22 protein-coding genes and 1 pseudogene are annotated in these 25,162 nt (G+C 67.7%); 10 read left to right on the top strand and 13 right to left on the bottom strand.

All coding sequences use genetic code 11. The features are described from left to right. The first annotated feature begins 32 nt into the window (after positions 1-32). The 7 genes and pseudogenes from ACTTAG_RS13390 (at position 33) to ACTTAG_RS13360 (ending at position 7,071) form a co-directional block, all read left to right on the top strand. Entirely contained in the window at positions 33-836 is an 804-nt protein-coding gene (locus ACTTAG_RS13390; protein ID WP_444462736.1) for an ATP-binding cassette domain-containing protein, read from the top strand. A gap of 2 nt (positions 837-838) precedes the next feature. Beyond that, positions 839-2,085 (top strand): annotated as a pseudogene (locus ACTTAG_RS13385) (sugar ABC transporter permease). Between the two features lie 15 nt (positions 2,086-2,100). Further along, on the top strand, positions 2,101-2,829 hold the full coding sequence (locus ACTTAG_RS13380; protein ID WP_444462735.1) for an SDR family oxidoreductase: 729 nt from the start codon (positions 2,101-2,103) through the stop codon (positions 2,827-2,829). A gap of 30 nt (positions 2,830-2,859) precedes the next feature. Continuing rightward, positions 2,860-4,488: an FGGY-family carbohydrate kinase gene (locus tag ACTTAG_RS13375; RefSeq protein ID WP_444462734.1), complete on the top strand. Its 1,629-nt coding sequence runs from the start codon at positions 2,860-2,862 to the stop codon at positions 4,486-4,488. Beyond that, on the top strand, positions 4,485-5,114 hold the full coding sequence (locus ACTTAG_RS13370) for an HAD family hydrolase (RefSeq protein ID WP_444462733.1): 630 nt from the start codon (positions 4,485-4,487) through the stop codon (positions 5,112-5,114). The genes ACTTAG_RS13375 and ACTTAG_RS13370 overlap by 4 nt, the downstream gene beginning before the upstream one ends. Positions 5,115-5,190: 76 nt before the next feature. After that, positions 5,191-5,757 (top strand): hypothetical protein, encoded by a 567-nt coding sequence (locus ACTTAG_RS13365; protein ID WP_444462732.1) that lies wholly within the window; start codon positions 5,191-5,193, stop codon positions 5,755-5,757. Between the two features lie 129 nt (positions 5,758-5,886). Beyond that, on the top strand, positions 5,887-7,071 hold the full coding sequence (locus ACTTAG_RS13360; protein WP_444462731.1) for an NnrS family protein: 1,185 nt from the start codon (positions 5,887-5,889) through the stop codon (positions 7,069-7,071). A 110-nt stretch (positions 7,072-7,181) separates the two neighbouring features. Here ACTTAG_RS13360 and gltA read toward each other — a convergent pair whose 3' ends face one another. Beyond that, entirely contained in the window at positions 7,182-8,477 is a 1,296-nt protein-coding gene (gene gltA / locus ACTTAG_RS13355; protein ID WP_444462730.1) for a citrate synthase, read from the bottom strand. 100 nt (positions 8,478-8,577) lie between these two features. Then, a complete protein-coding gene (gltX, locus tag ACTTAG_RS13350) occupies positions 8,578-9,978 on the bottom strand; it encodes a glutamate--tRNA ligase (protein ID WP_444462729.1) in 1,401 nt (466 codons plus the stop codon). 130 nt (positions 9,979-10,108) lie between these two features. Here gltX and ACTTAG_RS13345 point away from each other — a divergent pair, with 130 nt between their 5' ends. Beyond that, positions 10,109-12,235 carry a ComEC/Rec2 family competence protein gene (locus ACTTAG_RS13345; protein WP_444462728.1) on the top strand — a complete coding sequence of 709 codons (2,127 nt, stop codon included), beginning with the start codon at positions 10,109-10,111 and terminating at the stop codon, positions 12,233-12,235. Here ACTTAG_RS13345 and lexA read toward each other — a convergent pair. The 5 genes from lexA to ACTTAG_RS13320 all read right to left on the bottom strand — a co-directional run bounded on the left by lexA (position 12,229) and on the right by ACTTAG_RS13320 (position 15,921). Then, a complete protein-coding gene (gene lexA, locus ACTTAG_RS13340; protein ID WP_444462727.1) occupies positions 12,229-12,948 on the bottom strand; it encodes a transcriptional repressor LexA in 720 nt (239 codons plus the stop codon). The genes ACTTAG_RS13345 and lexA overlap by 7 nt on opposite strands. A gap of 120 nt (positions 12,949-13,068) precedes the next feature. Further along, positions 13,069-13,542: a cyclic pyranopterin monophosphate synthase MoaC gene (gene moaC, locus ACTTAG_RS13335; protein WP_444462726.1), complete on the bottom strand. Its 474-nt coding sequence runs from the start codon at positions 13,540-13,542 to the stop codon at positions 13,069-13,071. Beyond that, positions 13,536-14,330 carry an indole-3-glycerol phosphate synthase TrpC gene (gene trpC / locus ACTTAG_RS13330; protein WP_444462725.1) on the bottom strand — a complete coding sequence of 265 codons (795 nt, stop codon included), beginning with the start codon at positions 14,328-14,330 and terminating at the stop codon, positions 13,536-13,538. The genes moaC and trpC overlap by 7 nt, the downstream gene beginning before the upstream one ends. Further along, on the bottom strand, positions 14,327-15,337 hold the full coding sequence (gene trpD / locus ACTTAG_RS13325; protein WP_444462724.1) for an anthranilate phosphoribosyltransferase: 1,011 nt from the start codon (positions 15,335-15,337) through the stop codon (positions 14,327-14,329). Before trpD ends, trpC begins: the two co-directional genes overlap by 4 nt. Then, positions 15,334-15,921: an anthranilate synthase component II gene (locus tag ACTTAG_RS13320; protein WP_444462723.1), complete on the bottom strand. Its 588-nt coding sequence runs from the start codon at positions 15,919-15,921 to the stop codon at positions 15,334-15,336. The genes trpD and ACTTAG_RS13320 overlap by 4 nt, the downstream gene beginning before the upstream one ends. Positions 15,922-16,065: 144 nt before the next feature. Here ACTTAG_RS13320 and ACTTAG_RS13315 point away from each other — a divergent pair, with 144 nt between their 5' ends. Further along, the gene (locus ACTTAG_RS13315; RefSeq protein ID WP_444462722.1) at positions 16,066-17,433 is read left to right on the top strand and encodes a divergent polysaccharide deacetylase family protein; all 1,368 of its coding nucleotides are present in this window, start codon (positions 16,066-16,068) and stop codon (positions 17,431-17,433) included. Between the two features lie 204 nt (positions 17,434-17,637). Here the strand turns inward: ACTTAG_RS13315 and trpE are convergent, their stop codons facing one another. From trpE to fabI, 6 genes are all read right to left on the bottom strand, one after another. Further along, positions 17,638-19,146: an anthranilate synthase component I gene (gene trpE, locus ACTTAG_RS13310; protein WP_444462721.1), complete on the bottom strand. Its 1,509-nt coding sequence runs from the start codon at positions 19,144-19,146 to the stop codon at positions 17,638-17,640. A gap of 11 nt (positions 19,147-19,157) precedes the next feature. After that, positions 19,158-21,005 carry a peptidyl-prolyl cis-trans isomerase gene (locus ACTTAG_RS13305; RefSeq protein WP_444462720.1) on the bottom strand — a complete coding sequence of 616 codons (1,848 nt, stop codon included), beginning with the start codon at positions 21,003-21,005 and terminating at the stop codon, positions 19,158-19,160. Between the two features lie 64 nt (positions 21,006-21,069). Beyond that, positions 21,070-22,248, bottom strand: coding sequence for an aminotransferase (locus tag ACTTAG_RS13300; protein ID WP_444462719.1), 1,179 nt, complete (start codon positions 22,246-22,248; stop codon positions 21,070-21,072). 150 nt (positions 22,249-22,398) lie between these two features. Continuing rightward, entirely contained in the window at positions 22,399-22,905 is a 507-nt protein-coding gene (gpt, locus tag ACTTAG_RS13295; RefSeq protein ID WP_444462718.1) for a xanthine phosphoribosyltransferase, read from the bottom strand. 10 nt (positions 22,906-22,915) lie between these two features. Next, a complete protein-coding gene (locus ACTTAG_RS13290; RefSeq protein WP_444462717.1) occupies positions 22,916-23,533 on the bottom strand; it encodes a LysE family translocator in 618 nt (205 codons plus the stop codon). A 1-nt stretch (position 23,534) separates the two neighbouring features. Beyond that, entirely contained in the window at positions 23,535-24,356 is an 822-nt protein-coding gene (gene fabI / locus ACTTAG_RS13285) for an enoyl-ACP reductase FabI (protein WP_444462716.1), read from the bottom strand. 137 nt (positions 24,357-24,493) lie between these two features. Between fabI and pdxH the strand changes: the two genes are divergently transcribed. Then, entirely contained in the window at positions 24,494-25,117 is a 624-nt protein-coding gene (gene pdxH / locus ACTTAG_RS13280) for a pyridoxamine 5'-phosphate oxidase (protein ID WP_444462715.1), read from the top strand. Positions 25,118-25,162 lie beyond the last annotated feature (45 nt).

Genomic DNA, 25,162 nt, shown 5'->3' with positions numbered 1-25,162 from the left:
CTGCCTGCGCCGCACTGGGGAGGAGAGGCCGGATGGCTGTGAATGATGCGTCGCTTGCGCCCGCGCGCGAGCCGGTCCTGCGGCTGCGCGGGATCACCAAGACCTTTGGCGCGGTCTCGGCGCTGAGCGACATCGAGCTGGACGTCCATGCGGGCGAGGTGGTGGCGCTGGTCGGCGACAATGGCGCGGGCAAAAGCACGCTGATCAAGATTCTGGCGGGGGTGTTTCAGCCCACCTCCGGCACGATCGAATTCATGGGGCGGCCGGTCAGCATCGACAGCCCCTCGGCGGCGCTGACCTTGGGCATTTCCACCGTCTTTCAGGATCTGTCGCTGTGCGAAAACCTGGATGTGGTGGCGAACCTGTTCCTTGGGCAGGAGCTGTCGCCTTGGGCTTTGGACGAGGTGCAGATGGAGGTCCGCGCCTGGCAATTGCTGGGGGAACTGGCCGCCCGCATCCCGTCGGTGCGCGAACCCATCGCCTCGCTGTCGGGCGGGCAGCGCCAGACCGTGGCCATTGCCCGCTCGCTGCTTCTGGAGCCGAAGATCGTCATGCTGGATGAGCCCACCGCGGCCTTGGGCGTGGCCCAGACCGCCGAGGTCCTGAACCTGATCGAACGGCTGCGCGATCGCGGCTATGGCGTGATCCTGATTTCCCACAACATGGACAATGTCCGCGCCGTCTCCGACCGCATCGCGGTGCTGCGGCTTGGGCGCAACAACGGCACCTTCCCCAAGGACGCCACGCGCGAGCAGATCGTGGCGGCGATCATGGGCGCCGATGACAATGTCGCCGCCCGCCGCGATGCCATCGAAAGAACAAGGGCCCAGCAATGAGCATGAAACCCGACCCCTCGCCCATCGCCTATGACCGTGCCGATGCCCGGGTGCGGGCCGATACCGGGCTTGCCGGTGCCGCCCGCGCCTTCATCGACCGCATCCGCTCGGGCGATCTGGGCATCCTGCCCGTGGTGGTGGGGCTGATCCTGATCTCGGTCGTCTTTTCCACCCTGAACCCGGTCTTCCTGCTGCCCAACAACCTCGTCAACCTGCTGTTCGATGCCGCCGCGGTGGGGTTCATCTCGCTTGGCATCGTGCTGATCCTGCTTCTGGGCGAGATTGACCTTTCCGTCGGCTCGATGAGCGGGCTGGCCTCGGCGCTCGTCGGCGTTTTGTGGGTCAACATGGGGGTGCCGCTGCCGCTCGCCATTCTGGCGGCGCTTTCGGCCGGGGCGACGATGGGGGCGATCTATGCGACGCTGCTCAACCGCTTCACCATGCCGAGCTTCGTTTCCACCCTCTCGGGGCTGCTCGCGCTTCTCGGCATGCAGCTTTACATCCTCGGGCCGACCGGCTCGATCAACCTGCCTTACGCGTCCTTCCTTGTCCGCTTCGGACAGATCCTGATCATGCCGGACTGGGCCTCCCATGCGCTGGCTTTGGTGCCGGGGCTGGGCATCCTCTGGTTCGGCTTTCGGCAGATGCGGGCGCGGGCGGCGGCGAACCTGTCCTGCACCAGCCCCAGTGTCGTTCTGGTCAAGGCGGGCGCGGTCACCCTGCTTCTGGAAGGCGCGGTCGCCTATCTGAACCTCGGCCGCGGCGTGCCCTTGATGTTCGTCGTCTTCGTGCTTTGCGTCGCCGCCATGCAATATGCGCTGACCCGCACGAAATGGGGCCGCTCGATGTTCGCCGTCGGCGGCAATATCGAGGCGGCGCGGCGGTCCGGCATCAAGGTCAAACGCATCCGCCTGACCGCCTTCATGCTCGGCTCCTCGCTCGCCGCTTTGGGCGGGGGTCTTTTCCGCCGCGCGTCTGGCCACGGCCAGCCAGCAGGCGGGGACGGGCGACGTGAACCTCAATGCCATCGCGGCAGCCGTGATCGGCGGCACCTCGCTTTTCGGCGGCCGCGGCTCGGCCTGGGGCAGCGCTTCTGGGCGTGCTGGTGATCCAGTCGATCTCGAACGGCCTGACCCTTCTCAATCTCAGCTCGTCGCTGCGCTACATGATCACCGGGGCGGTTCTGGCCATCGCCGTGATCATCGACTCGCTCGCACGGCAATCGCGCGCCAGCCACGGCCGCGCCTGACAACCGGAGGATATCATGACAAACCTCATGCAGGGCAAAACCGCCGCCATCACCGGCGCCGCCTCGGGCATCGGCCTCGCTTGCGCGAAAATCCTGGTCGAGGAAGGCGCGCAGGTCGTGCTGATCGACCGTGACGCGACGAAACTGGCCGCCGCCTGTGCGGAAATCGGGCCGGGGGCGCATCCGCTGTCGCTTGATCTGTTCGACGGCAAGGCGGTCTCGGGGATGCTTCCGGCGATCCGTGACCTTGTGGGCGATCTGGACATCTTCCACGCCAATGCGGGCGCCTATGTCGGCGGCCCGGCGGCCGAGGGCGACCCGGATGTCTGGGACAAGGTGTTGAATCTCAACATCAACGCCGCCTTCCGCACGGTGAATGCGGTGCTGCCGCATATGATCGAACGCAAGACCGGCGACATCATCTTCACCTCCTCCGTTGCCGGGGTGGTGCCGGTGGTCTGGGAACCCGTCTACACCGCCTCGAAATTCGCGGTGCAGGCGTTTTTGCACGCCACCCGCCGTCAGGTCGCGCCGCATGGCGTGCGGATGGGTGCGGTGCTGCCCGGCCCGGTGGTGACGGCGCTGCTGGACGATTGGCCAAAGGCGAAGATGGAGGAAGCCCTGGCGAATGGCTCTCTAATGCAGGCGCGCGAAGTGGCCGAGGCCGTGCTCTTCATGCTCTCGCGCAGCCGTGGCGTCGTCGTGCGCGATCTCGTGCTTTTGCCCAACAGCGTCGATCTTTGACCCCAAGGCCGCCTGCCCGGAGGATTTTCCATGTCCGCACCCACTGCCCGCCATCTTGTCGGGGTCGATGTCGGCACCGGCTCTGCCCGCGCCGGGGTCTTTGACCTTTCGGGTCAGTTGCTTGGCACCGATCACCACCCGATCACGCTTTACCGCGAGGAAGGCTCGGTCGTCGAACAATCGAGCGCCGAGATCTGGGCGGCGGTCGGCCGTTCGGTGCAGGGCGCGCTGAAGGCGGCGGGGCTGACGGGGGCGGAGATTGCGGGCATCGGCTTTGACGCCACCTGTTCGCTGGTGGTGCTCGACCCGGCGGGTCGGCCCTTGCCGGTCGGCCCCTCGGATGATCCCGCGCGCAATGTGATCGTCTGGATGGACCACCGCGCGACGGCGCAGACCGAGCGGATCAACGCGACGAAACACCGGGTGCTGGATTATGTCGGCGGCCGGATCTCGCCCGAGATGGAGACGCCGAAGCTTCTGTGGCTCAAGGAACACCGCCGCGCGGAGTTCGACGCCGCCGGGCATTTCTTTGACCTGACCGATTTTCTGACCTGGAAGGCGACGGGCTCGGGGGCGCGCTCGATCTGCACCGTGACCTGCAAATGGACCTATATGGGCCATGAAAGCCGTTGGGATGAAAGCTATTTCCGTCAGATCGGGCTTGCGGAGCTCGCCGACGAGGGCTTTGCCCGCATCGGCACCGAAGTCGTCATGCCCGGCACCGCCCTTGGCGCCGGTCTGACGGCCGAAGCCGCGCGGGATCTGGGTCTTTTGCCCGGCACCCCCGTTGCCGCCGGGCTGATCGACGCCCATGCGGGCGGTGTCGGCACCGTCGGCGCCGCGGGCGAGGGGGGGGCTGTGGCGAACCTCGCCTATGTCTTCGGCACCTCGTCCTGCACCATGACCACGACCGAGGAACCCGTCTTCGTTCCGGGCGTCTGGGGCCCCTATTACTCGGCGATGGTGCCGGGGGCCTGGCTCAACGAGGGCGGTCAATCTGCCGCCGGGGCTGCGATCGACCAGCTTCTGCGGTTCCATCCCGCCTCCGCCGAGGCCTCGGACGCCGCGTCCCTTGCCGGGCTGTCCCTCCCCGCCTGGCTTGCGCGCCGCGCCGAAGCTTTGGCGGGGGCGGGAGGCGAGGTGGCCCGGTTGGCTGCGGGGCTGCATGTGGTGCCGGAATTTCTCGGCAACCGGGCGCCCCATGCCGACCCCTATACCCGCGCGCTGATCGCCGGGCTGGGGATGGAGGATGACCTGGACACCTTGGTCGCGCTTTACGTCGCGGGGATTTGCGGGCTGGGCTACGGGCTGCGCCAGATCCTCGAGGTGCAGGCGAAACGCGGCGCCTCGGTCGCGACGATCGTGATCAGCGGCGGGGCGGGGCGGTCGGATCTGGTGCGCCAGATCCTGGCCGATGCGACCGGCGTGCCGGTGGCCGCGCCCGAGACCGAGGAACCGGTGCTGCTCGGCTCGGCGATCCTTGCCGCGGTGGCCGCGGGGGTGGCGCCCGATGTGGCGACGGCCATGGCGCAGATGTCGCGCATTGCGCGCCGTTATCCGCCCGGGGGAGAGGCCCTGCGCGCCTATCACGACGCCCGTTTCGCGCTTTTCGAGAAGTTTCAGGCCCTTGCGCGCGATGCCGCGCTGCGGGAGGCATGATGGACGCCCCTCTGCGCGCGCTGTTGTGGGACATGGACGGCACGCTTCTGGACAGCGAGCCGGTGCATCGGTTGTCCTTCGTCGATGCGGCGCGGGCCTGCGGGCTGGCGCTGCCCGCGGATTTCCACGAGGGCCTGATCGGCAAAAGCGAGGATGCGATCCACCGCATTCTGGTGGCCGAGCACGGGCTTTTGCTGCCGCTGGCCGACTGGTCCGAAAGCCGCTTCGCCGCCTATCTGGCCCGCATCGAAGAGGTGCATCCCTTTCAGATCGCCACCGATCTTTGGGCGCGGGCCGAAGCCGCGGGGCTTTGCCAGGCGATCGTGTCGAACTCGCCCGCGGGGATCGTGCGGGCGAACCTGACCCGGCTGGGTCTTCCCCCCGGCTCGGCGCGCACGGTCAGCCGTGACGATGTGCGCCGCGGTAAGCCCGATCCCGAGCCCTATTCTCTCGCGCTGGCGCAGCTTGGCCTGCCGCCCGAGACGGTGGCGGTGGTCGAGGACAGCGCCGCGGGATTGGCCTCGGCCCGGGCGGCGGGCCTCGCTGTTTACATGATGCCCTGGTTCGAGGGGCCGCCGGGCGGGTGGCAGCCTTTCGCGGCACTGGCGCAGCGCCTGCCGGGCTGAGGAATTTCGCGGGCCGGCGACGGAATTCCGGCGCTTGCGCGTTCATATTGCAAGATCAGCATGAAAGGGATCTGCAATGAAACGCGTTCTGACACTTGCGGCGATCATGGCGCTTTGCGGCGCGACCCTGCCCGCGTTGGCGCAGCAGGCGGGAGGTGCGGCGGTGTCGCCGGGCCAGGAATTCATGACGCAATGGGATATGGACAGCGACGGCAAGGTGACGCTGGACGAGGCCCGCAGCCATCGCGCCGATATCTTCACCATGTTCGACAGCGACAGCGACGGCAGCTTCTCGGCCGAGGAATTGGCGGGGATCGACGCCTTCAAGCTGGCGCAACTGGATGCCGGGATGGGGCCGGGGCATCAACGGCCCGAAGGCCTGCAGCCCGGACAGGGCATGGGCCGCGGGATGGGCCAAGGTCAGGGCATGGGCCAAGGTATGGGCATGGGGCAAGGCATGGGCGCTGGTCAGGGCTTCTTTGCCCCGGCGCAGGCGCAGATGATGGCCTTTGACGGCGATCGCGACGGGCGGGTGACGCAGGCCGAATTCGTGGCGGGGACCGATCGCTGGTTCGCCCTGCGCGAGCGCACCGGCGACGGCGTCGTGACCGAGGCGGATTTCGGGCCGGGCGCCCGCTTCTGAGGCGCTGACGCCGGTCCGGGCCGCCGATCCGGCCAGGCGGCGCGGCCATGCTACGCGGACTGGCGCGCGGGGTCTTGACAGGCCGCGCGCCCGGCCGCACCAACGCATGACCCTGCCGCCGGACCGCCGATGACCGCCCTTGACCGCCTGTTCTCTGAAGCCTTCCGCATCTTCTTCTTTCTGGCGGGGCTGTGCGCCATGGCCGCGATGGCGCTTTGGGGCTGGTGGCTGTGGCAAAATCTTCTTGGCGCGGGCTTCGATCTGCCGAACGATCTGGCGCCGAGCCAGTGGCATGCGCATGAGCTGGTCTTTGGCTTCGGCATGGCGGCGACGGCGGGGTTTTTCCTGACCGCGGCGCCGAACTGGACCGGGCGGCCGGTGGCGGGGCCGGGGTTCTTTGCCGCGATGGCGGGGCTTTGGCTCGCCGGGCGGGGGGCGGTTCTGGGCTGGGGCACGGTGCCGCCGGTTTGGGCCGCGGCGGTGGTGATCGCCTTTCTGGCGCTCTTGACCGAGCGGATGGCGCGGCAGCTGATCCGCCGTCCGGCCTCGCAGGAGGGGCTGTTTCTGGCGCTGCTTGCCCTGATGACACTGGCCGAGGCGCGGGTGCTGCTCGATTGGCTTGGCCTGCCCTTTGGCGATGCGGCGGCGGGGCTGCGTGGCGGCATCGCGGCGCTGATCGCGCTGATCGTGGCGCTGGGCGGGCGGATCACGCCCAGCTTCACCCGCAATGCGCTTGTGCGTGCGGGGGCGGCCCCCGAGACGCTGCCGCAGTCCCGGCCCTGGCTGGATCGTATCGCCACCGCGGCCGCCTGTCTGGCTGCGGTGCTGGCGGTTCTGGCGCTGCCAGAGCGCTGGGCGGGGGCGGCGCAGCTGGCCCTGGGCGCGGCGCAGCTGGCCCGGATGGCGGGCTGGCGCAGCCTGTCGGTCTGGCGCAACCCGCTGCTTGCGGCGCTGCATCTGGCGATGCTGGGCACCGGGGTCGGCGCGCTGATGCAGGGGGCGGCGGCCTTCGGTCTGGGTGCCGAGATCGGCGCGCTGCATCTCAGCGCCGTGGCGGGGGTTGGGGGCATGATCCTGGCCGTGATGAGCCGCGCGACCCTGGCGCAGACCGGCCGTGCGCTGGTGGCGCCGTGGCCGGTGGCGCTGGCCTATGTCCTGCTGCCCGCGGCGGCGGCGGCGCGCTGGGCGGCGGCCGCGCTGCCCGAGATCTATGCCCCCGCGGTGCTGGTGGCGGCAGGGCTCTGGACGCTGGCTTTCGGGCTGTTTCTGGCAAGCTACGCGCCCGCCTTTTTCGGACCGCGCGAAACCCCTTGATCCGGGGCGGATGTCTTGCCCCCCGTCCGGAGTGCGGCCGGGCGCCTCCGGGCGGTCATGCGAAAGGCCGGGGTTTCCCCCGGCCTTCTGTCGCGCTTGCGCGCCGTCGTTCAGCGGTTCGGCACCGGAACATAGGGGCGCTGCACATGGCCGGTGTAAAGCTGGCGCGGACGGCCGATCTTGCCGGTCGGATCGCCCAGCATTTCCTTCCATTGCGAAATCCAGCCCACCGTGCGCGAGAGCGCGAAGATCGGCGTGAACATCGCGGTGGGGAAGCCCATCGCTTCCAGAATGATCCCCGAATAGAAGTCGACATTCGGGTAAAGCTTCTTCGAGACGAAATATTCGTCCTCGAGCGCGATCCGTTCCAGTTCCTTGGCGACTTGCAGGATCGGGTTGTCATGCACGCCCAGAAGATCCAGCACCTCGTCGGCCGATTCCTTCATCACCTTGGCGCGCGGATCGAAGTTCTTGTAGACGCGGTGGCCAAAGCCCATCAGGCGGAACGGGTCGTTCTTGTCCTTGGCTTTCGCGATATATTCCGGAATCCGGTCGACCGAGCCGATTTCGCGCAGCATTTCCAGACAGGCCTGGTTCGCCCCGCCATGCGCCGGCCCCCAAAGGCAGGCGATCCCGGCGGCGACGCAGGCAAAGGGGTTCGCACCCGAAGAGCCCGCCAGACGCACCGTCGAGGTGGAGGCGTTCTGTTCATGATCGGCATGCAGCATCATGATCCGGTCCATGGCCTTGGCCAGTTCCGGTTTCACCACATAGGGTTCGGCCGGGACCGAGAAGCACATGTGCAGGAAGTTCGCGGCGTAATCCAGATCGTTGCGCGGATAGACGAAGGGCTGGCCGATCGAATATTTGTAGGCCATGGCCGCGATCGTCGGCAGTTTCGCGATCATCCGCATCGCGGCGACCTCACGCTGCCACGGGTCGTTGATGTCGAGAGAGTCGTGATAGAAGGCCGACATCGCGCCCACGACACCCACCATCGTCGCCATCGGGTGGCTGTCGCGACGGAAGCCGCGGAAGAACATGTGGATCTGTTCGTGCAGCATCGTGTGCCGGGTGATCCGGAATTCGAAATCGGTCATCTGCTTTTCGGTCGGCAGTTCGCCGTTCAGAAGCAGGTAGCAGACTTCCAGATAATGCGACTTCTCGGCCAGTTCCTCGATCGGATAGCCGCGATACAGAAGCTCGCCCTTGTCGCCGTCGATATAGGTGATTTCCGATTCGCAGGCGGCGGTCGAGGTGAAGCCGGGGTCGAAGGTGAAGACATCCGCCTGTGCATAAAGCTTTCGGATATCAAGCACATCCGGCCCGACCGAGGGCGACAGCACCGGAAGGTCATAGGTCTTGCCATCCAGCGTCAGCGTGGCAATGCGTTTCGTTTCAGCCATGGGATCCCTCTCCATTCGTCCGGCGGGCCACGCCGGTGCATCCTTCCCGGTCCCGCAGTCCGGTTCCCGACGAACCGGGTGCGGGACGGGCGGCCGGGCCTCAGGCCGCCTGATCGCTCAGCCGGGCCAAGACTTCCTCGCGGCCCAGCACTTCCATCATGTCGAAGACCGAGGGCGTCGCCGCCCGTCCGGCCAAGGCTGCCCGCAGCGGCGCCGCGATCTTGCCAAGGCCCAACCCATGCGCCTCGGCCACGCGGCCGACCACCGCTTCCAGCTCCTCACGCGTCCAACTAGCATTTTGCAGCTGCGGCGTCAATTCTCTCAGTATACCACGGGATACCGGATCAAGCGCGGCCAGCGCCTTTTCATCCATTTCGACGGGGCGCGAGATCAGCGCAAAGCGTGCCTTTTCAAGAAGTTGCCCGAAGGTTTTTGCACTAGTCTTGACCAGTGACAAAGCCTTCAGCAAATCTGCAGATTGTTTGGCGCTCAGCGCAGGTTGACCTGCGGCTTCCAGATAGCCCGCGATCTGCGCGATCAGGCTGTCGTCGGCGATCTTGCCCATGTGCTGGCCGCAGATGTTTTCGAGCTTCTTGAAATCCAGCCGCGAGGGGGCGCGGTTGATTCCCTCCAGCTCGAACCATTCCATCGCCTGAGCGTCGGTGAAAACCTCGTCGTCGCCATGGCTCCAGCCCAGCCGTGCCAGATAATTGCGCATCCCCGCCGCGGGGTAGCCCATCGCCTGATATTCTTCCAAGCCCACCGCGCCGTGGCGTTTCGACAGTTTCTTGCCGTCGGGGCCGTGGATCAGCGGAATATGCGCGAAAGTCGGCACCTCCCAGCCCATGGCGTTATAGACCTGCACCTGCCGCGCGGCATTGGTCAGGTGATCGTCGCCGCGGATCACATGGGTCACGCCCATGTCGTGATCGTCCACCACGACCGCCAGCATGTAGGTCGGCGTTCCGTCCGAGCGCAGACAGACCATGTCGTCAAGCTGGTCGTTGCGGAAGGTCACATCGCCCTGCACCTTGTCGGCGATCACCGTGACGCCTTCGCGCGGGGCCTTGAGCCGGATCGCATAGGGCGCATCGGGGTGCGTCGCGGGGTTTGCATCGCGCCAGGGCGACTGAAAAAGGGTCGAGCGCCCCTCGGCCCGGGCGGCCTCGCGGAAGGCTTCGATTTCCTCCTGGGTCGAGAAGCACTTGTAGGCCGCGCCGCGGGCCAGCATCTCGCGCGCCACCTCGGCATGGCGGGGTGCACGGTCGAACTGGCTGATCACCTCGCCGTCGTAATCGAGCCCGAGCCAGTCGAGCCCCTTCAGGATCGCCGCCGTGGCCTCGGGGGTGGAGCGGGCGCGGTCGGTATCCTCGATCCGCAACAGGAAGGTGCCGCCATGGCCGCGGGCGTAAAGCCAGTTGAAGAGCGCGGTCCGCGCGCCACCGATATGCAGGTAGCCGGTGGGCGAGGGGGCGAAACGGGTGACGATCTTTTGCGACATTGCGGCCTTTCTTGCGGGCTCCGGATCTGCCGGAGGCCGCGTTTTAACCATTTGGAAACCATGATGCCCGTAGGCTTGCTTGAGGGTTTCTCTAATGCAGGAACGGGCGACAGGACAAGTGGCGCAGGGGATGGCAGGGCATGCGGAGCCGATCCGCCCGCATCTTGCGGGGGTCAGACGGGCTTTGGCGCGGGCCATGGGCGGCTGGGCCGATCCGGTTGCGGCGCTCGATCGCGCGCAGCTTGACTGGGTGCTTTGGGCGCCTTTGGGGCTGGGCACGGGGGTCGGGCTGTATTTTCTGGCCCCGGTCGAGCCGGGGGCGCCGGTTCTGGCCGCGGCCTGTGCGGTGATCCTGGCCGCGGTGCTGCTGTGGCTGCGCGGCCCGGGCTTCCTGCATCTGCCCGCGATGCTGTGCCTGATGGCGGCGCTCGGGCTTCTTGCGGCCAGTGGACGGGCGCATTCCGTCGCGGCCCCGGTGCTGCCCTTCCATTACTACGGCCCGGTCGAGGGGCGGATCGTCGGTATCGACCGCTCGGCGCGCGACGTGATCCGGCTGACGCTCGATCAGGTGCGGCTTGCCCGGGTCGCGCCCGGGGCCCGGCCCGCCCGGGTGCGCATCGCGTTGCATGGCGACCGTGCGGGGCTGGCGCCGGAACCGGGCCTGCGCATCGCCACGACCGCCCATCTGAGCCCTCCGGCGCCGCCGATCGCCCCCGGCGCCTGGGATTTTCGCCGCAACGCCTGGTTTTCCGGTCTGGGGGCGCTGGGCTATACGCGCAGCCCGGTGGTGGTGCTGGCCCCGCCCGCGCCCGATTGGGCGCTGGCCGCGCATCGGGCGCGGATGCGCCTGTCGGCGGCGATGCAGGAACGGATCGGCGGGCAGGCGGGGGCGGTGGCGGCGGCCTTGATGACGGGGGATCGTTCGGGCATTTCCGAGGCGACGAATGCGACGATGCGGGCCTCGAACCTTTACCACATCGTCTCGATTTCCGGGCTGCACATGGGGATGCTGGCCGGGTTCGTCTTTGGGGCCTTGCGCTGGGGGCTGGCGCTCGTCGGGCCCTTCGCGTTGATCTGGCCGACAAAAAAGATCGCGGCGGCGGCGGCGTTGCTGGCCTCGACGCTTTATCTGTGGGTTTCGGGCGGCGATATCGCCACGCAGCGCGCCTTCCTCATGACGGCGGTGATGCTGACGGCGATCCTGCTCGACCGGCGCGCGTTAAGCCTGCATACGGTGGCGCTCGCGGCGATGTTCCTGCTCGTCTTGTGGCCCGAGGCGCTGACCGGCCCCGGCTTTCAGATGTCCTTTGCCGCCACCGTGGCGCTGATCCTGATGGCGGCGCCCTGGTCGGCGCATCACCACCGCCTGCCCTGGCTGGCGCGCCCGGTGGTGATGTTGGTGCTGACCTCGCTCATCGCGGGGCTGGCGACGGCGCCGATTGCCGCGGCGCATTTCGGGCGGATGGCGCATTATGGCATTCTGGCCAATCTCTTGGCCGTGCCGGTGATGGGGATCGTGGTGATGCCCGCGGGCGTTCTGGCCGCGGTGCTGGCGCCGCTGGGTCTGGCCGGGCCCGCGCTGTGGCTGATGGGGCTGGGGACCGACTGGGTGCTGGCGGTGGCCGAATTCGTCGCGGGGTTGACGGGCGCGCAAAGCTACATCGCCGCGCCGCCCGGCTGGGTGTTGCCGGTGCTGGCCTTGGCTTCTGCGGCGGCGGTGCTCTCGCGCGCGGCGTTTCGCAGCGCCATGGTCGTGCTGGTCCTTGCGGCCTTTGCGGGCTGGGCGCTGTCCAGCCGCCCGGCGCTGCTGATCGCCCCCGATGGCGCGCTGGTCGGGCTCATGACGCCCGACGGGCGGGCGCTGTCGAAAGCCGCGCCCAGTTTCACCGCCGAGGGCTGGCTCGAGGCCGATGGCGATGCTGCGACCCCGAAAGAGGCCGCGGCACGGGCCGGGTTTCGTGGCCAGAAGGGGCTGCGGCGGGCGGATTGGCAGGGCAGGGCGCTGGTGCATCTGACCGGCAAGGCGGCGCTGGACAATCTGGCAACCGCCTGCCGGGACGGGGCCCTGGTCGTGCTCGACACCGCCGCGCCGAAGGGTTTCGGGGGCGATTGCCGCCTTTACGACACCCGCGCTCTGGCCCGCAGCGGGGCGCTGTCCTTCGATGCGGCGGGGCAAAGGCGCAGCGCCGAGGCCGAGGCGGGCCGCAGGCTCTGGACCGATCCGCCGCGCCGCAGGACGCCCGAAGGCGGTCAGTAGCTGCGGATCAGCCCGACCAGACGGCCCTGCACCTTCACCTGATCGTCGCGCAGCAACCGCGTCTCATAAGCCGGGTTCGCGGCTTCCAGCGCGATCATCCCGCCGCGCCGGTAATAGCGTTTCAGCGTCGCCTCCAGATCCTCGACAAGCGCCACGACGATATCGCCATTCTCGGCCGTGGGCTGGCTGCGGATGACCACGATATCGCCATCGTTGATCCCCGCCTCGATCATGGAATCGCCTTTGACTTCAAGGGCATAATGCTCACCCTGGCCCGAGAGCATCGAGCCCGGAACGGTGACGTGATGCGCCACTTCGGCAATCGCCTCGATCGGCACACCGGCCGCGATCCGCCCCATCATCGGAATGTCGAGCGCCGCCGCCGCCACCGGCATCGCGCCCCGCGGCGGGTCGATCCGGCTGCCCGGGATCACCGTCGGCGTGAAGCCCGGTTGCGGCTGCAGCAAGGCCCGTTCGGCCTCGGCCGCGCGTTCCATCGACTCGGGCAGCTTGACGATTTCCAGCGCCCGGGCGCGATGCGCGAGACGGCGGATGAAGCCGCGTTCTTCCAGCGCCGTGATCAGCCGGTGGATCCCCGATTTCGAGCGCAGATCCAGCGCATCCTTCATTTCGTCGAAAGAGGGCGGAACCCCGTCCCGCGCCATGCGTTTCTGGATGAAATCCAAGAGTTCCAATTGCTTGTGTGTCAGCATCCGGTGTCCCCCGCTCGCGTCCTCGTCCGACGTTCCGCAAGTGTTCTAACCCCGTTCCCGTTTCGTGTCAATGACACCCCCGGTCTTGGCGTTAATGCGCTGGCAAGGTCTGTGGCGGTTTCAGGGCGCCGCGCGATAGGGGCCGGATTTGCCGCCGTCTTTCGACAAAAGCCGTATCCCCTCGATATGCATGGATTTTTCGGCGGCTTTCAGCATGTCGTAAAGCGTCAGCGCCGCCCCTGAAACAGCGGTCAGCGCCTCCATCTCGACCCCGGTCGGGCCGGTCGTCTTCACCGTGGCCTGAATGCGCACCCCGGGAAGCGCCGGATCGGGGGTCAGCTCGACCGAGACCTTGGACAGCGCCAAGGGATGACAGAGCGGGATCAGATCGGCGGTCTTTTTCGCCGCCATGATCCCCGCCACGCGCGCAATCCCCAGCACATCGCCCTTTTCCGCCGTGCCCGACAGCACCAGCGCCAGCGTTTCGGGCGCCATCACGATCACCCCCTCGGCCACGGCCACGCGGGTCGTCGGCGCCTTGTCCGACACATCGACCATATGCGCTTTGCCCGCGGCGTCGAAATGGGTCAGCATGCCAGAAGTGCCCGGGTGGCGGCGGCGACATCGGCCTGACGCATCAGGCTTTCGCCGATCAGGAACCGCCGCGCGCCGACCGCGGCCATTGCCGCCATGTCCTCGGGGGTGAAGATGCCGCTTTCGCAGACAAGCTCCCGCCCCTCGGCCAGGATCGTCGGCGCCAGCGCACGGGTCACATCCAGCGTCACCTCGAAAGTCTTCAGATTGCGGTTGTTCACCCCAAGCAGCGGAGATTTCAGGCATTTCAGCGCCCGGTCCAACTCGGCGCCGTCATGCACCTCGATCAGCACATCCATGCCCCAGCCGGTCGCGGCCTCTTCCAGCTCGACCGCCAGCGCATCCTCGACCGAGGCCATGATGATCAGGATGCAATCGGCGCCCCAGGCGCGGGCCTCGGCGACCTGATAGGGGTCGTAAAGGAAATCCTTGCGCAAAGCGGGCAGGGCACAGGCGCCCCGCGCCGCGACGAGGTATTCGGGGGCGCCCTGAAAGCTTGGGCCATCGGTCAGCACCGACAGGCAGGCCGCGCCGCCCTCTTCATAGGCGCGCGCGAGCGCAGGTGGATCGAAATCGGGCCGGATCAGCCCTTTCGAGGGCGAGGCTTTCTTGATTTCCGCAATCAGCCCATAGCCTTGTGCGGCCTTCTGGCGCAAAGCCTCGGCAAAGCCGCGACAGGGCGTCTGCGCACGGGCCTGCGCCTCAAGATCGGCCATAGCCACGCGGGTCTTCGCCGCCGCCACTTCCTCAAGCTTGTAGGCCTTGATCCGGTCGAGGATATTCGTCATGCGCCCAGAACCTCGCGCAAGGCCACCAGCCGCGCCTTGGCCGCGCCCGAGGCCAGGCTTTCCGCCGCCATCTCGGCCCCGGTCTTCAGATCCCCCGCCTTGCCCGCCACCACCAGCGCCGCGGCGGCGTTCAGCACCACCGCATCGTGATAAGCGCCCTTGCGGCCATCAAGCAAGTCATTGAATGCACGGGCATTCTCGGCCGGTTCGCCACCGATGATCGCCTCGAACGGGTGGGTGGGCAGACCGGCTTCCTCGGGGTGGACCTCGAATTCCGAAATCTCGCCATTGCGCAAAGCCGCAACCCAGCTGACGCCGCAGATCGAGAGCTCATCGGTGCCGTCCGAGCCATGCACAAGCCAGGCGGCTTCCGAGCCGAGCGCCTTCAGCACCTCGGCCATCGGCCGGATCCAGGCGCGCGAAAACGCCCCGGTCAGCTGCCGCTTCACGCCCCCCGGATTGGTCAGCGGCCCGAGCAGGTTGAAGACCGTGCGCGTGCCCAGTTCCACCCGGGTCGGGCCGATATGCTTCATCGCCGGATGGTGCATCGGCGCCATCAGAAAGGTGATCCCGGCATGGGAAAGCGCCTTTTCGGCGGCTTCGGGCCCCTTCATCACATCGAGCCCCAGCGCCGTCAGCGCATCCGCCGCGCCCGACTTGGACGACAGATTCCGGTTGCCGTGCTTGGCCACCGGCACGCCTGCGCCTGCCACCACAAAGGCCGTCGCGGTCGAGATGTTCAGGGTCCCCTTGCCGTCGCCGCCGGTGCCCACGATGTCCATCGCCCCCTCGGGCGCTGTGATCCGGTGCATCTTCGAGCGCATCACAGAAGCCGCGGCGGCGATTTCATCCACGGTCTCGCCGCGGGTGCGCAACGCCATCAGCAACCCGCCCATCTGCGCCGGGGTCGCCGCGCCCTCGAAAAAGATCTCGAAGGCCGTCTCGGCCTCGGCACGGGTCAGCGGGCGGTCGGCGGCCAGGCCGATCAGGGGCTTGAGTTCGCTCATGCGCTCACCTTCACTTTCGCTTCCGTCAGGAAATTGCGCAGCATCGCATGGCCATGCTCCGAGGCGATGGATTCGGGGTGGAATTGCACCCCCTCGATCAGTTTTTCGCGGTGGCGCAGCCCCATGATCATGCCGCTCTCCAGTTCCGCGGTGACTTCAAGGCAGGCGGGCAGGCTGTCCCGCTCCACGATCAGCGAATGATAGCGGGTGGCCTGAAACGGGCTTGGCAGACCGGCGAAGACGCCCTTGCCTTGGTGATGGATCGTGCCCATCTTGCCATGCACGATTTCCCCCGCGCGGATCACGCGGCCCCCGAACGCCTCGCCGATCGTCTGATGGCCAAGGCAGACCCCCATCAGCGGCACGCCCGCCTCGGCCGCGGCCAAGGTCAGCGGAATGCAGATCCCCGCCTGCGCCGGATCGCAGGGGCCGGGGCTCAGCACGATGGCCTCGGCGCCCAGACCCATCGCTTCCTGCACATCCATCGCGTCGTTGCGCACCACCTTCACATCCGCGCCAAGCGCGCCGAAATAATGCACCAGATTCCAGGTGAAGCTGTCGTAGTTGTCGATGAGCAGAAGCATGCGCAATTCCTTCTGGCCGCCCGCATTCTGGGGGTGAACCGGGTCAGGCGTCGCGGTATAGATGTTCAGAGCAAGCGGCCGGGGTCAAGCCTTCAGGGCCGCGATGAAGGCGCGCAGAAAGCGGCAAGGCAAAGAGGGGCAGCAATGGCGGGCGGGCTGATCAAGGGAATGGCGGCGGGGGCGATCGTCTCTGGGCTGGGGCTTGCCGGGGTCTCGCTGCTTCTGCCGCTGCCCGCGCCCGTCCCGGCCGAAGCGGTGGCGCTGCCCGAGACGTCGGATTTCGCCCGCCCCGGGGAAGAACGGCCGCCCGTGGCGCCCGCCGCAAGCCCCGCCCCCGAAGAGCCCGCCGCGTCGCCCGCCGCCCCCGCCCGGACGCCGGTGAATGAACCCGCCGCGCTGCCCGCGACCGAACCGCCCGCAAGGCCCGAAACCGCGGTCACGCCGCCGATGATCGCGCCGCCGCCGCAAACGCCTGCGGTGGCGCTTGAAACCCCGCCCCTTTCCGAGCCCACCATGCCGGTGCCGCCACCGGGCGAGGCCGCGGCCCCCGACCTGCCTCCGGCCGAGATCGCCCCCGCGCCCGGCAGCGGCGGCGAGATCACCTTGATGCCCGATGGCGCGCTGGTGCCGCAAAGCCCCGACCGGCCGCGGGTGATCGCGCCGGGCGACAGCGCGGGCTTCGCCGCGGCCGAGGGCACGAAGGTGAACCGGCTGCCGCAGGTCGGCTCGAAGCCGCAGGGCAGTTCGGTGCCGCCCTCGGGCAAGCCGACCGAGCCCTTCGGCAAGGCCGAGCCTGCGCCCGCCGACCCGGGTCCCGCAACTCCGCCCGAGGCGACGGGCCCGGCGCTGGAGCGCTTTGCCGCCGCCTTTGCCGAAAAGCCGGGCAAACCCTATCTGACGGTGCTGCTGGTCGATGTCGGCACCGCGGCGGGCGGGCTTGATGCACAGACGATCGCGGCGCTGGGCCCCTGGGTGACGGTGGTTCTTGACCCCTCGGCCCCCGGAGTGACCGAGGCGGCCGAGGCCTATCGCGCCGCCGGGCTGGAAGTGACGATGCTGGCCGGGTCCCTGCCCGCGGGGGCAACGCCGCAGGATCTGGAAGTGGCGCTGGCCGCCTGGCAGCGCGCGGTGCCGCAGGCGGTGGCGCTGGTCGAGCCCGAAACGCCCGTGCTGCAGGGCAGCGCGCGGCTGGTGGCGCAGGCGGAAAAGGCGCTTGCCGCCGAGGGTCTGGGCTATGTGATGCAGCCGGGCGGCATCGGCGCCCCGGCAAGCGCCGCCACGCCGCGCGCGGGCATCTTCCGCGTGCTCGATGCGCGGCGCGACAAGGCGGCGGTGATCACCCGCACGCTCGGCCGCGCCGCCTTTGAAGCGGGCAAGGAGGGCGCGACGGTCGTCATGCTCTCGGCCTGGCCCGAGTCGGTGGCCGGTCTGACCGCCTGGGCCGCCGAGGAGGGGGCGAATTACAACCTCACACCGCTTTCCGCGCTGATCCGGGCGCAGAAGACCAAGTAAGCGCCGCGCCCGGCCCGGCCCCCTGCAAGAGCGTATTTGCACCAAGAAGAAACGGCAGGGGTTTCTTCTTGGTGCAAATACGCAACTTTCCGCAGGTCGTCCCGGGTGCAACCGCCGGATTTGCGTATTTCGACCAAGAAAAAGCCCTCCCCGCAGGGAAGGCTGTTTTTTCTTGGCGCAAATACGCCCTTCGCGCGGGCGGGCTTACAGGTTGCCGCGTCGCACGAACAGCCCCGCATCCTCCGCCGCGCGGCGCAGGGCCTTGGATTTGTTTACGGTTTCCTGGAACTCGGCCTCGGGGTCGCTGTCATAGACGACGCCGCCGCCCGCCTGGATGTAAAGCGTCCGGTCCTTCACCACCGCGGTGCGCAGCGCGATGCACATGTCCATCTCGCCATTGGCCGCGAAATAGCCCACGCCGCCGCCATAGATGCCGCGCTTTTCCGGTTCCAGCTCGTCGATGATCTCCATCGCCCGCACCTTCGGCGCCCCCGAAACCGTGCCCGCAGGCAGACCGGCGAGCAGGGCCGACAGCGCATCCTCGCCATCCGCCAGCTCCCCCACCACGTTCGAGACGATGTGCATGACGTGGGAATAGCGCTCGATCACGAATTTCTCGGTCGGCCGGACGGTGCCGATTTTCGCCACCCGGCCGACATCGTTGCGGCCAAGGTCCAGCAGCATCAGATGTTCGGCCAGTTCCTTCTTGTCGGCCAGAAGATCGGCTTCCAGCGCCTTGTCTTCCTCGGGCGTTGCGCCGCGCGGGCGGGTGCCTGCGATCGGGCGGATCGTCACCTCGCCGTCGCGCAACCGCACCAGGATCTCGGGGCTGGCGCCGACGATCTGGAAGCCGCCGAAATTGAGGAAGAACATGAAGGGCGAGGGGTTGGTGCGCCGCAACGAGCGGTAGAGCGCAAAGGGCGGCAGCGGGAAATCCGCCGACCAGCGCTGCGCCGGCACGACCTGAAAGATGTCGCCCGCGCGGATGTAGTCTTTCGCCTTTTCCACCGCGGCCTTGTAGCCTTCGGGGGTGAAGTTGGACCGCAGCGGGCCGACCTGCGCCGCCTCGCCCATCTCGCGGCCCTGCGCCGGGCTGCGGTCCAGATCGCGCAACGCATCCATCACCCGTTCGGCCGCCTGCGCATAGGCCGCCCGCGCCGAAAGACCCGAGCCCTGAAAGGCCGGTGCGCACAGGATGACATCGCCCTTGACCCCATCCAGCACCGCCACGACCGAGGGCCGCATCAGCACCGCATCGGGCACGCCGAGCGGGTCGGGGTTCACATTCGGCAGATGTTCCACCAGCCGGATCGTGTCATAGCCGAGATAGCCGAAGAGCCCCGCCGCCGCGGCGGGCAGGTCTTTGGGCATGTCGATGCGGCTTTCGGCGATCAGCGCGCGCAGGCTCTCGAACGGGTGGCCGGGCAGGTCTTCGAAGCGATCCTCGAACCGGGCCTGCCGGTTGATCCGCGCCGCGGTGCCGCGACATTCCCAGATCACGTCGGGCTTCATGCCGATGATCGAATAGCGCCCGCGGACCTCGCCGCCGGTCACCGATTCCAGCATGAAGCTGTTCTTCTGCGCGTCAGCCAGCTTCAGCATCAGCGAGACCGGCGTGTCCAGATCGGCCGCCAGCCGCGCATAGACAAGCTGGTTGCGGCCCGCGGCCCAGGCGGCTTCGAAGGCGTCATAACCGGGGAAAAGCGCGACCATCGGGGCCTCCGTCACTGAAACTGCGCTTGCACGGCAGCGATCATCGCGCTGTCGAGGGTGATCCCGGCCTCGGCCTGCGCGGCGCGGGCATAAAAGGCCGCCAGATCGGCGCCGATCATCTGCCCCAGACGGGTTTCGAAGGTCTTGCGCAGCTGCACCAGATCGGGGTCGGTCATGTCGGCCGGTTGCACCGCGCGCACGACCAGAACAAAGACCTTCTCGCCCTCGGTCAGCACCGCGCTTTCGCCCGCGGCCGTGGCAAAGGCGGTGTCCGAAAGCCGCTGCGGCGCGCCTTCGACAAAGCCGCCGCGCTGCAGCGCCGGGGCCTGTTTCTCGGCCAGACCGGCCTCCGCCAGCGTCTTGCCCGCTTTCACCGCCGCACCCGCCGCCTCGGCCTTGGCCTGTTTCGCCTTGACCATCTCGGCCGCGCGCCAGCTGGCCGCCACCTTGTCGCGCACCTGATCGAAGGGGATCGGCGCCGCCGCCGTCACCCCATCCAGCCGCAGCGCAAAGACGCCGCCATCGTCCAGGGTCAGCAGTTCGGGAAAATCATCGGCCGAGACCTTGGCCGCCGCCGTGCGGAAATCGTCATAGGCGGCGATGCCCTCGCGGGTGTCGGCCGCCATCGAGATCTTGCCCGGCTGCATCTTCGTTTCCTTGACCATGTCCTCAAGCGTCGCGCCCGAGGCCAGACGGTCCTCCAGATCCGAGACCATGTCGCCGATCATCCGCCGCGCCTTGTCCATCGCCAGTTCTGCCGCGATATCGTCACGCGCCTCTTCGAAGGTCGTGGTTTCGCTGGGCGTGATGCCGTCGAACTTGAACAGGGCGGGGCCAAGGTCGGTCTCATAGGGGCCGATGACGCCGGGAATGGTCTGGGCGAAGATGGCCTCGCCCGCCGCGCCGCCGATCTCGTCTTGCGACACCTCGCCAAGGTCGATGTCCGCCGCGCTCAGCCCGCGCGCCTCGGCCAGATCGGTCAGGCTGGCTTCGCCCGCCTCGATCTGCGCCATGCCCGCCTGCGCTTCGGCCATGGTCGGAAAGACCAGCTTCAGCAGCTTGCGGCGTTCGGGCTGCACATATTCCGCCTTGCGCTCGTCATAGGTGGCGCGCAGCTGCGACTCGTCGATGGTGACGCTGTCCTTGAGCATCTCCGCCGTCAGCCAGACATAGGAAATCTCGCGGCTTTCGGGCCGGGTGAATTCGGCCGGATGCGCGTCATAATAGGCTTTCAGCGCCGCCTCGTCGGGGGCGGGCAGGCTGATCCCGGTTTCGGGGATCTCGGCAAAGGCGATGTCGCGGGTTTCGCCCAGATAGGCGATGTAGCTGTCGAGGAAGGCCGCCGGGGCCGGGGCGCCGCCCGCCACCGCGCCCTGCAGGATCGAGCGCGCGATATCGGCGCGCAGCCGGGTTTCGAATTCGGTTTCGCTCAGGCCCTCGCGGCGCAGCACCTCGCGGTAGGTTTCGCGATCGAAGCTGCCGGTGGCGCCCTGAAACGGCCGGGCAGAGCGGATCTGCCGGCTCACCTCGGCGTCGCCCACCGAAAGCTCCAGCATCCGGGCCTGTTCGCTCAGCGCCGCGGCATTGAACAGCTGCGCCTGCACCGCCTGATCCAGCCCCATCGCGCGCACCTCGTCCATGCCGGGCGCACGTCCCATCTGCGCCGCCACGGCGTTGATCTCCTGACGCAGCGCCCGGGAATAGTCGCGCGCGGTGATCTCGCTGTCGCCCACCGCGCCGATGCTTTGAGCGCCGCCCGAGAAATTGCCGACCTGATAGCCGCCAAGCCCCAGAATGATCATCGCCAGAAGCACCCAGACCGTCACGCTCTTGCCAGAGCTGCGCAGCATCGTCGACATCGGACCTCCCGGGGTTTTCTGGTCTTTTGCGGTGTTTAGGGCTTTGGGCGCGAGGCCGCAAGCGTCACGGGGTCAGGGCGGCAAGCCGTCTCATCAATTCCGCGATCCCCGTGGTGTCGATATTGGCGAAAGCGATGCGCAACTGGCGCGCGCCGGCCGGGTCGGTCGCGGGCATGAACATCGTGCCGGGCAAAAGCAGGACCGAGGCCTCGGTGACAAGGCGCTTCGCGAAGTCGGGCGCGGGCAGGGGCGAGGGATGCGCGACATAGGCGAAATAGGCGCCGCAGCCCAGCGTTGTCCAGCCGGGCAGGGCGGCCAGCCCCGCGGTCATCGCGGCGCGGCGGGCCAGGATCTCGGCGCGCTCGCCCGCGACCCATTGTGCAAGTTTGCGCATCCCCCAAAGCGCCGCGATCTGGCCCAGCTGGCCCGGGCAGATCGCAACGGTATCGAGAAATTTCTCCACCTCGGCCAGCCGCGCGGGGCTGGCGATCATCGCGCCGACGCGGTGGCCGGTCAGACGATAGGCCTTGGAAAAGGAATAAAGCTGGATCAGCGTGTCGTCCCAGTCGGGATCGGTGAAAAGATCATGCGGGGCGCCCGTGCGGGCGTCGAAATCGCGGTAGGTCTCGTCCAGGATCAGCGCAAGGCCATGACGGCGGGCCAGATCAGCAAAGGCGCGCACCAGCGCGGCCGGGTATTCGACCCCGCCCGGGTTGTTCGGCGTGACCAGCACGATGGCGCGGGTGGCGGGCGTGATCAGCGCCGCCGCGTGATCCGGGTCGGGCAGCAGCCCCGGCCCGGTCGGCAGCGCAACAGCGCGCACCCCCGCCATGTCGAGCCACATTTTATGGTTGAAATACCAAGGCGTTGGCAAAAGAACTTCATCGCCCGCCCCGGCCAGCGTCGCAACGGCCGCACAGAAGGCCTGATTGCAGCCCTGGGTGATCGCCACCTGCGCGGGGGGGATCGCCCCGCCATAGGCCACGGACCATTGTGCCGCCACCTCGGCGCGCAGATCGCCGTTGCCCAGCACCGGGCCGTAAAGATGCGCAGCGGGATCATCCAGCGCCGCCGCGGCGATCGCCTGCCGCAGCGCGAGCGGCGGCGGATCGATCGGCGCGGCTTGGCTGACGTTGATCAGCGGGCGCTCGGGCGGGAAGGTCACGCCCTCGATCCAGCGCCGCGCCTCCATCACCGGGGGGGCAAAGGTATTGCCAAGCGCGGGGTTCAGGGGATGGATCATGGCGGCCTCCGGTCGATGTCGCGCCACCCTTCCATCCGCCCGCGCCCTTGGCAAGGGGAGGACGCCTGCGGCGGGCGCGTATTTGAGCCAAGAAAAAACTGGCTGCTTTTTCTTGGTCCAAATACGCCCTTTGCGCGGGTGGGGCGGGGCTCAGTCGGTGCCGCGATAGGGCTGGACGTATTGCAGCGCCATGTCCCAGGGGAAGAAGATCCAGGTATCTTGCGACACTTCGGTGATGAAGGTGTCCACCTGTTCGCGGCCCTTCGGTTTCGCATAGACGGTGGCGAAATGCGCCTTGGGATACAGGCGGCGCACCAGTTCCAGCGTCTTGCCAGAGTCCACCAGATCGTCGATCACCAGAATGCCTTCGCCGTCCGCGCCCATCAGATCGGCCTGCGGCGCCTTGATCACCACCGGATCGGATTGGGTCTGGTGGTTGTAGCCCTTGACCGAGATCGTGTCGATGATGCGGATGTTCAGCTCGCGCGCGATGATCGCGGCGGGGACCATGCCGCCGCGGGTGATGCCGACGATCGCCTTCCAGGCGCCTGCGTCGGGCCCCTTGCCGTCCAGCCGCCAGGCCAGCGCCCGCGCATCGCGGTGCAGCTGGTCCCAGCTGACGTGAAAGCCCTTTTCATGCGGCAAACGTTCGGCCATGGATGCCTCCTCAGGTCAGGGCAAGCTTCAGGCCCATCAGCCCCAGAAGCCCGCCGAAAATGCGGTCGATCAGCGTCTTCAGCCCCAGATAGGCGGCCCGCGTCCGGTCAAGCGAAAAGATCCGTGCCACCAGCACGTTCCAGACCGTGTCGTTGAAGAAGATGATGCCCAAAATGACGCCGTAAGCCCAGAAGGGCACCACCGGCGGCAGGAAGGTCAGGAATACCGTGCCGAAGAAGACGGCCGGTTTCGGATTGGCGAGCTGCGCCGCGATGCCGCGCCAGACTTGCCCCAAAGCGGTGCGTTTCGCGTCATCCTCGGGCAGCTCCATCGACATCGGCTCGGCCGAATGGCGCCACATCTTGTAGGCAAGGTAGAGCAGATAGCCCGCCCCCGCGAATTTCAGCGCGACAAGCAGGGTGGGGGCGATCTTGAACAGGATCGCCAGCCCGAACATCGCCGCGACCGCCCAGATGCAGGCGCCAAGGCCGATGCCGACGGCCAGCCAGGCGCCACGCGCGAAGCCCTCGCGCAGCGAGGTCCGGGCGGCCAGCAGCACCGCCGGACCCGGAGAGATCGCCGCCGCAAGCGAGATCATGTAGATGCCCAGAAGGGCGGCGAAGCTCATCTCAGTCCTTGCGCCCCGTCACCACGTCGATATCGGGCGCATCCACCGCCTTCATGCCGACGACATGATAGCCCGCATCGACATGCAGGTTCTCGCCCGTGGTGCCCGAACCGAGATCCGAGAGCAGGTAAAGCGCGGCCTTGCCCACCTCTTCCTGGGTCACGTTGCGGCGCAGCGGGCTGTTCAGTTCGTTCCACTTCATGATGTAGCGGAAATCGCCGATGCCGCTCGCCGCCAGCGTCTTGATCGGCCCGGCCGAGATCGCGTTGCAGCGGATGCCAAGCTTGCCCAGATCCTCGGCGATGTATTTCACCGAAGCTTCCAGCGCCGCCTTGGCCACGCCCATCACGTTGTAATGCGGCATCACCTGTTCGGCGCCGTAATAGGTCAGCGTCAGAAGCGAGCCGCCCGCAGGCATCATCGCGGCCGCGCGGGCGCAGACGGCGGTGAAGGAATAGACCGAAATGTCCATCGTCATGGTGAAGTTGCTGCGCGAGGTGTCGACATAACGGCCGCGCAGCTCGTTCTTGTCACTGAACCCGATGGCATGGACGACGAAATCCAGCGTCCCCCAGGCGTCCTTGAGACCCGCGAAAAGCGCATCCATGCTCTCTTCGTTCGCCACGTCGCATTCGAACAGAAGCGGCGTGCCAAGGCTGGCGGCCAGAGGCTCCACCCGCTTTTTCAGCGCCTCGCCCTGATAGGAAAACGCCAGTTCGGCGCCCGCATCGCCAAGCGCCTTGGCAATGCCCCAAGCGATCGACTTGTCGTTGGCAAGACCCATGATCAGGCCCCGTTTTCCCGCCATCAAGCCTGCCGTCATCTGGATTCTCCTGCTTGCCTCTGGAAAGTGCGCCAGCATTAGGCGAAGATCGGCAGCGCATCAAGGCGGGTTGACGTCGGGGCAGCGGCGCTTTGGCGTCGCATCCGGCTGGGAAGGCCCGGGGGGAAGGAACCAACATGAGCGATCGCAACGGCATCTTCGCGGGCGAGGACCCGTTTGCCCTGGCGCAATCCTGGCTTGCCGAGGCCGAAAAGACCGAGATCAACGACCCCAACGCCATCGCGCTGGGCACCGTCGATGCCGAGGGGTTGCCCAATGTGCGCATGGTGCTGCTGAAGGAAATCGAGGCGCAGGACGCGCCCTCGGGCGGGGCCTTCGTCTTTTACACCAATTACGGGTCGGCGAAATCGGCCGAGATCGGCGCCACCGGCAAGGCCGCCTTCGTGATGCACTGGAAAAGCCTGCGCCGGCAGATCCGCGTGCGCGGTCTGGTCTCGCGCGAGGAGGGGGCGCAGGCGGATGCCTATTACGCCTCGCGCTCGCTCAAGTCGCGGCTGGGCGCCTGGGCCTCGCGGCAAAGCGAACCGCTTGCCTCGCGCACGGCGCTGATGGCCGAGGTGGCGAAGGTGACGGCGCTGCAGGGCACCGCGCCCGCCCGGCCGCCCTTCTGGGGCGGTTTCCGCATCGTGCCGCTGGAAATCGAGTTCTGGGCCGATGGCGCCTTCCGGCTGCACGACCGCTTCCGCTGGCGCCGCGCCGCGCCCGATGCGGCATGGGAGATCACCCGGCTGAACCCCTGATCCTTACGCAGCGTCAGCCTGTTTTTTCGTCTAAAATTGCCTGCA

This window comes from Rhodobacter capsulatus (assembly GCF_052363185.1).
Classification (GTDB): domain Bacteria; phylum Pseudomonadota; class Alphaproteobacteria; order Rhodobacterales; family Rhodobacteraceae; genus Rhodobacter; species Rhodobacter capsulatus_E.
This window is presented reverse-complemented; position numbering and strand designations above follow the sequence as displayed.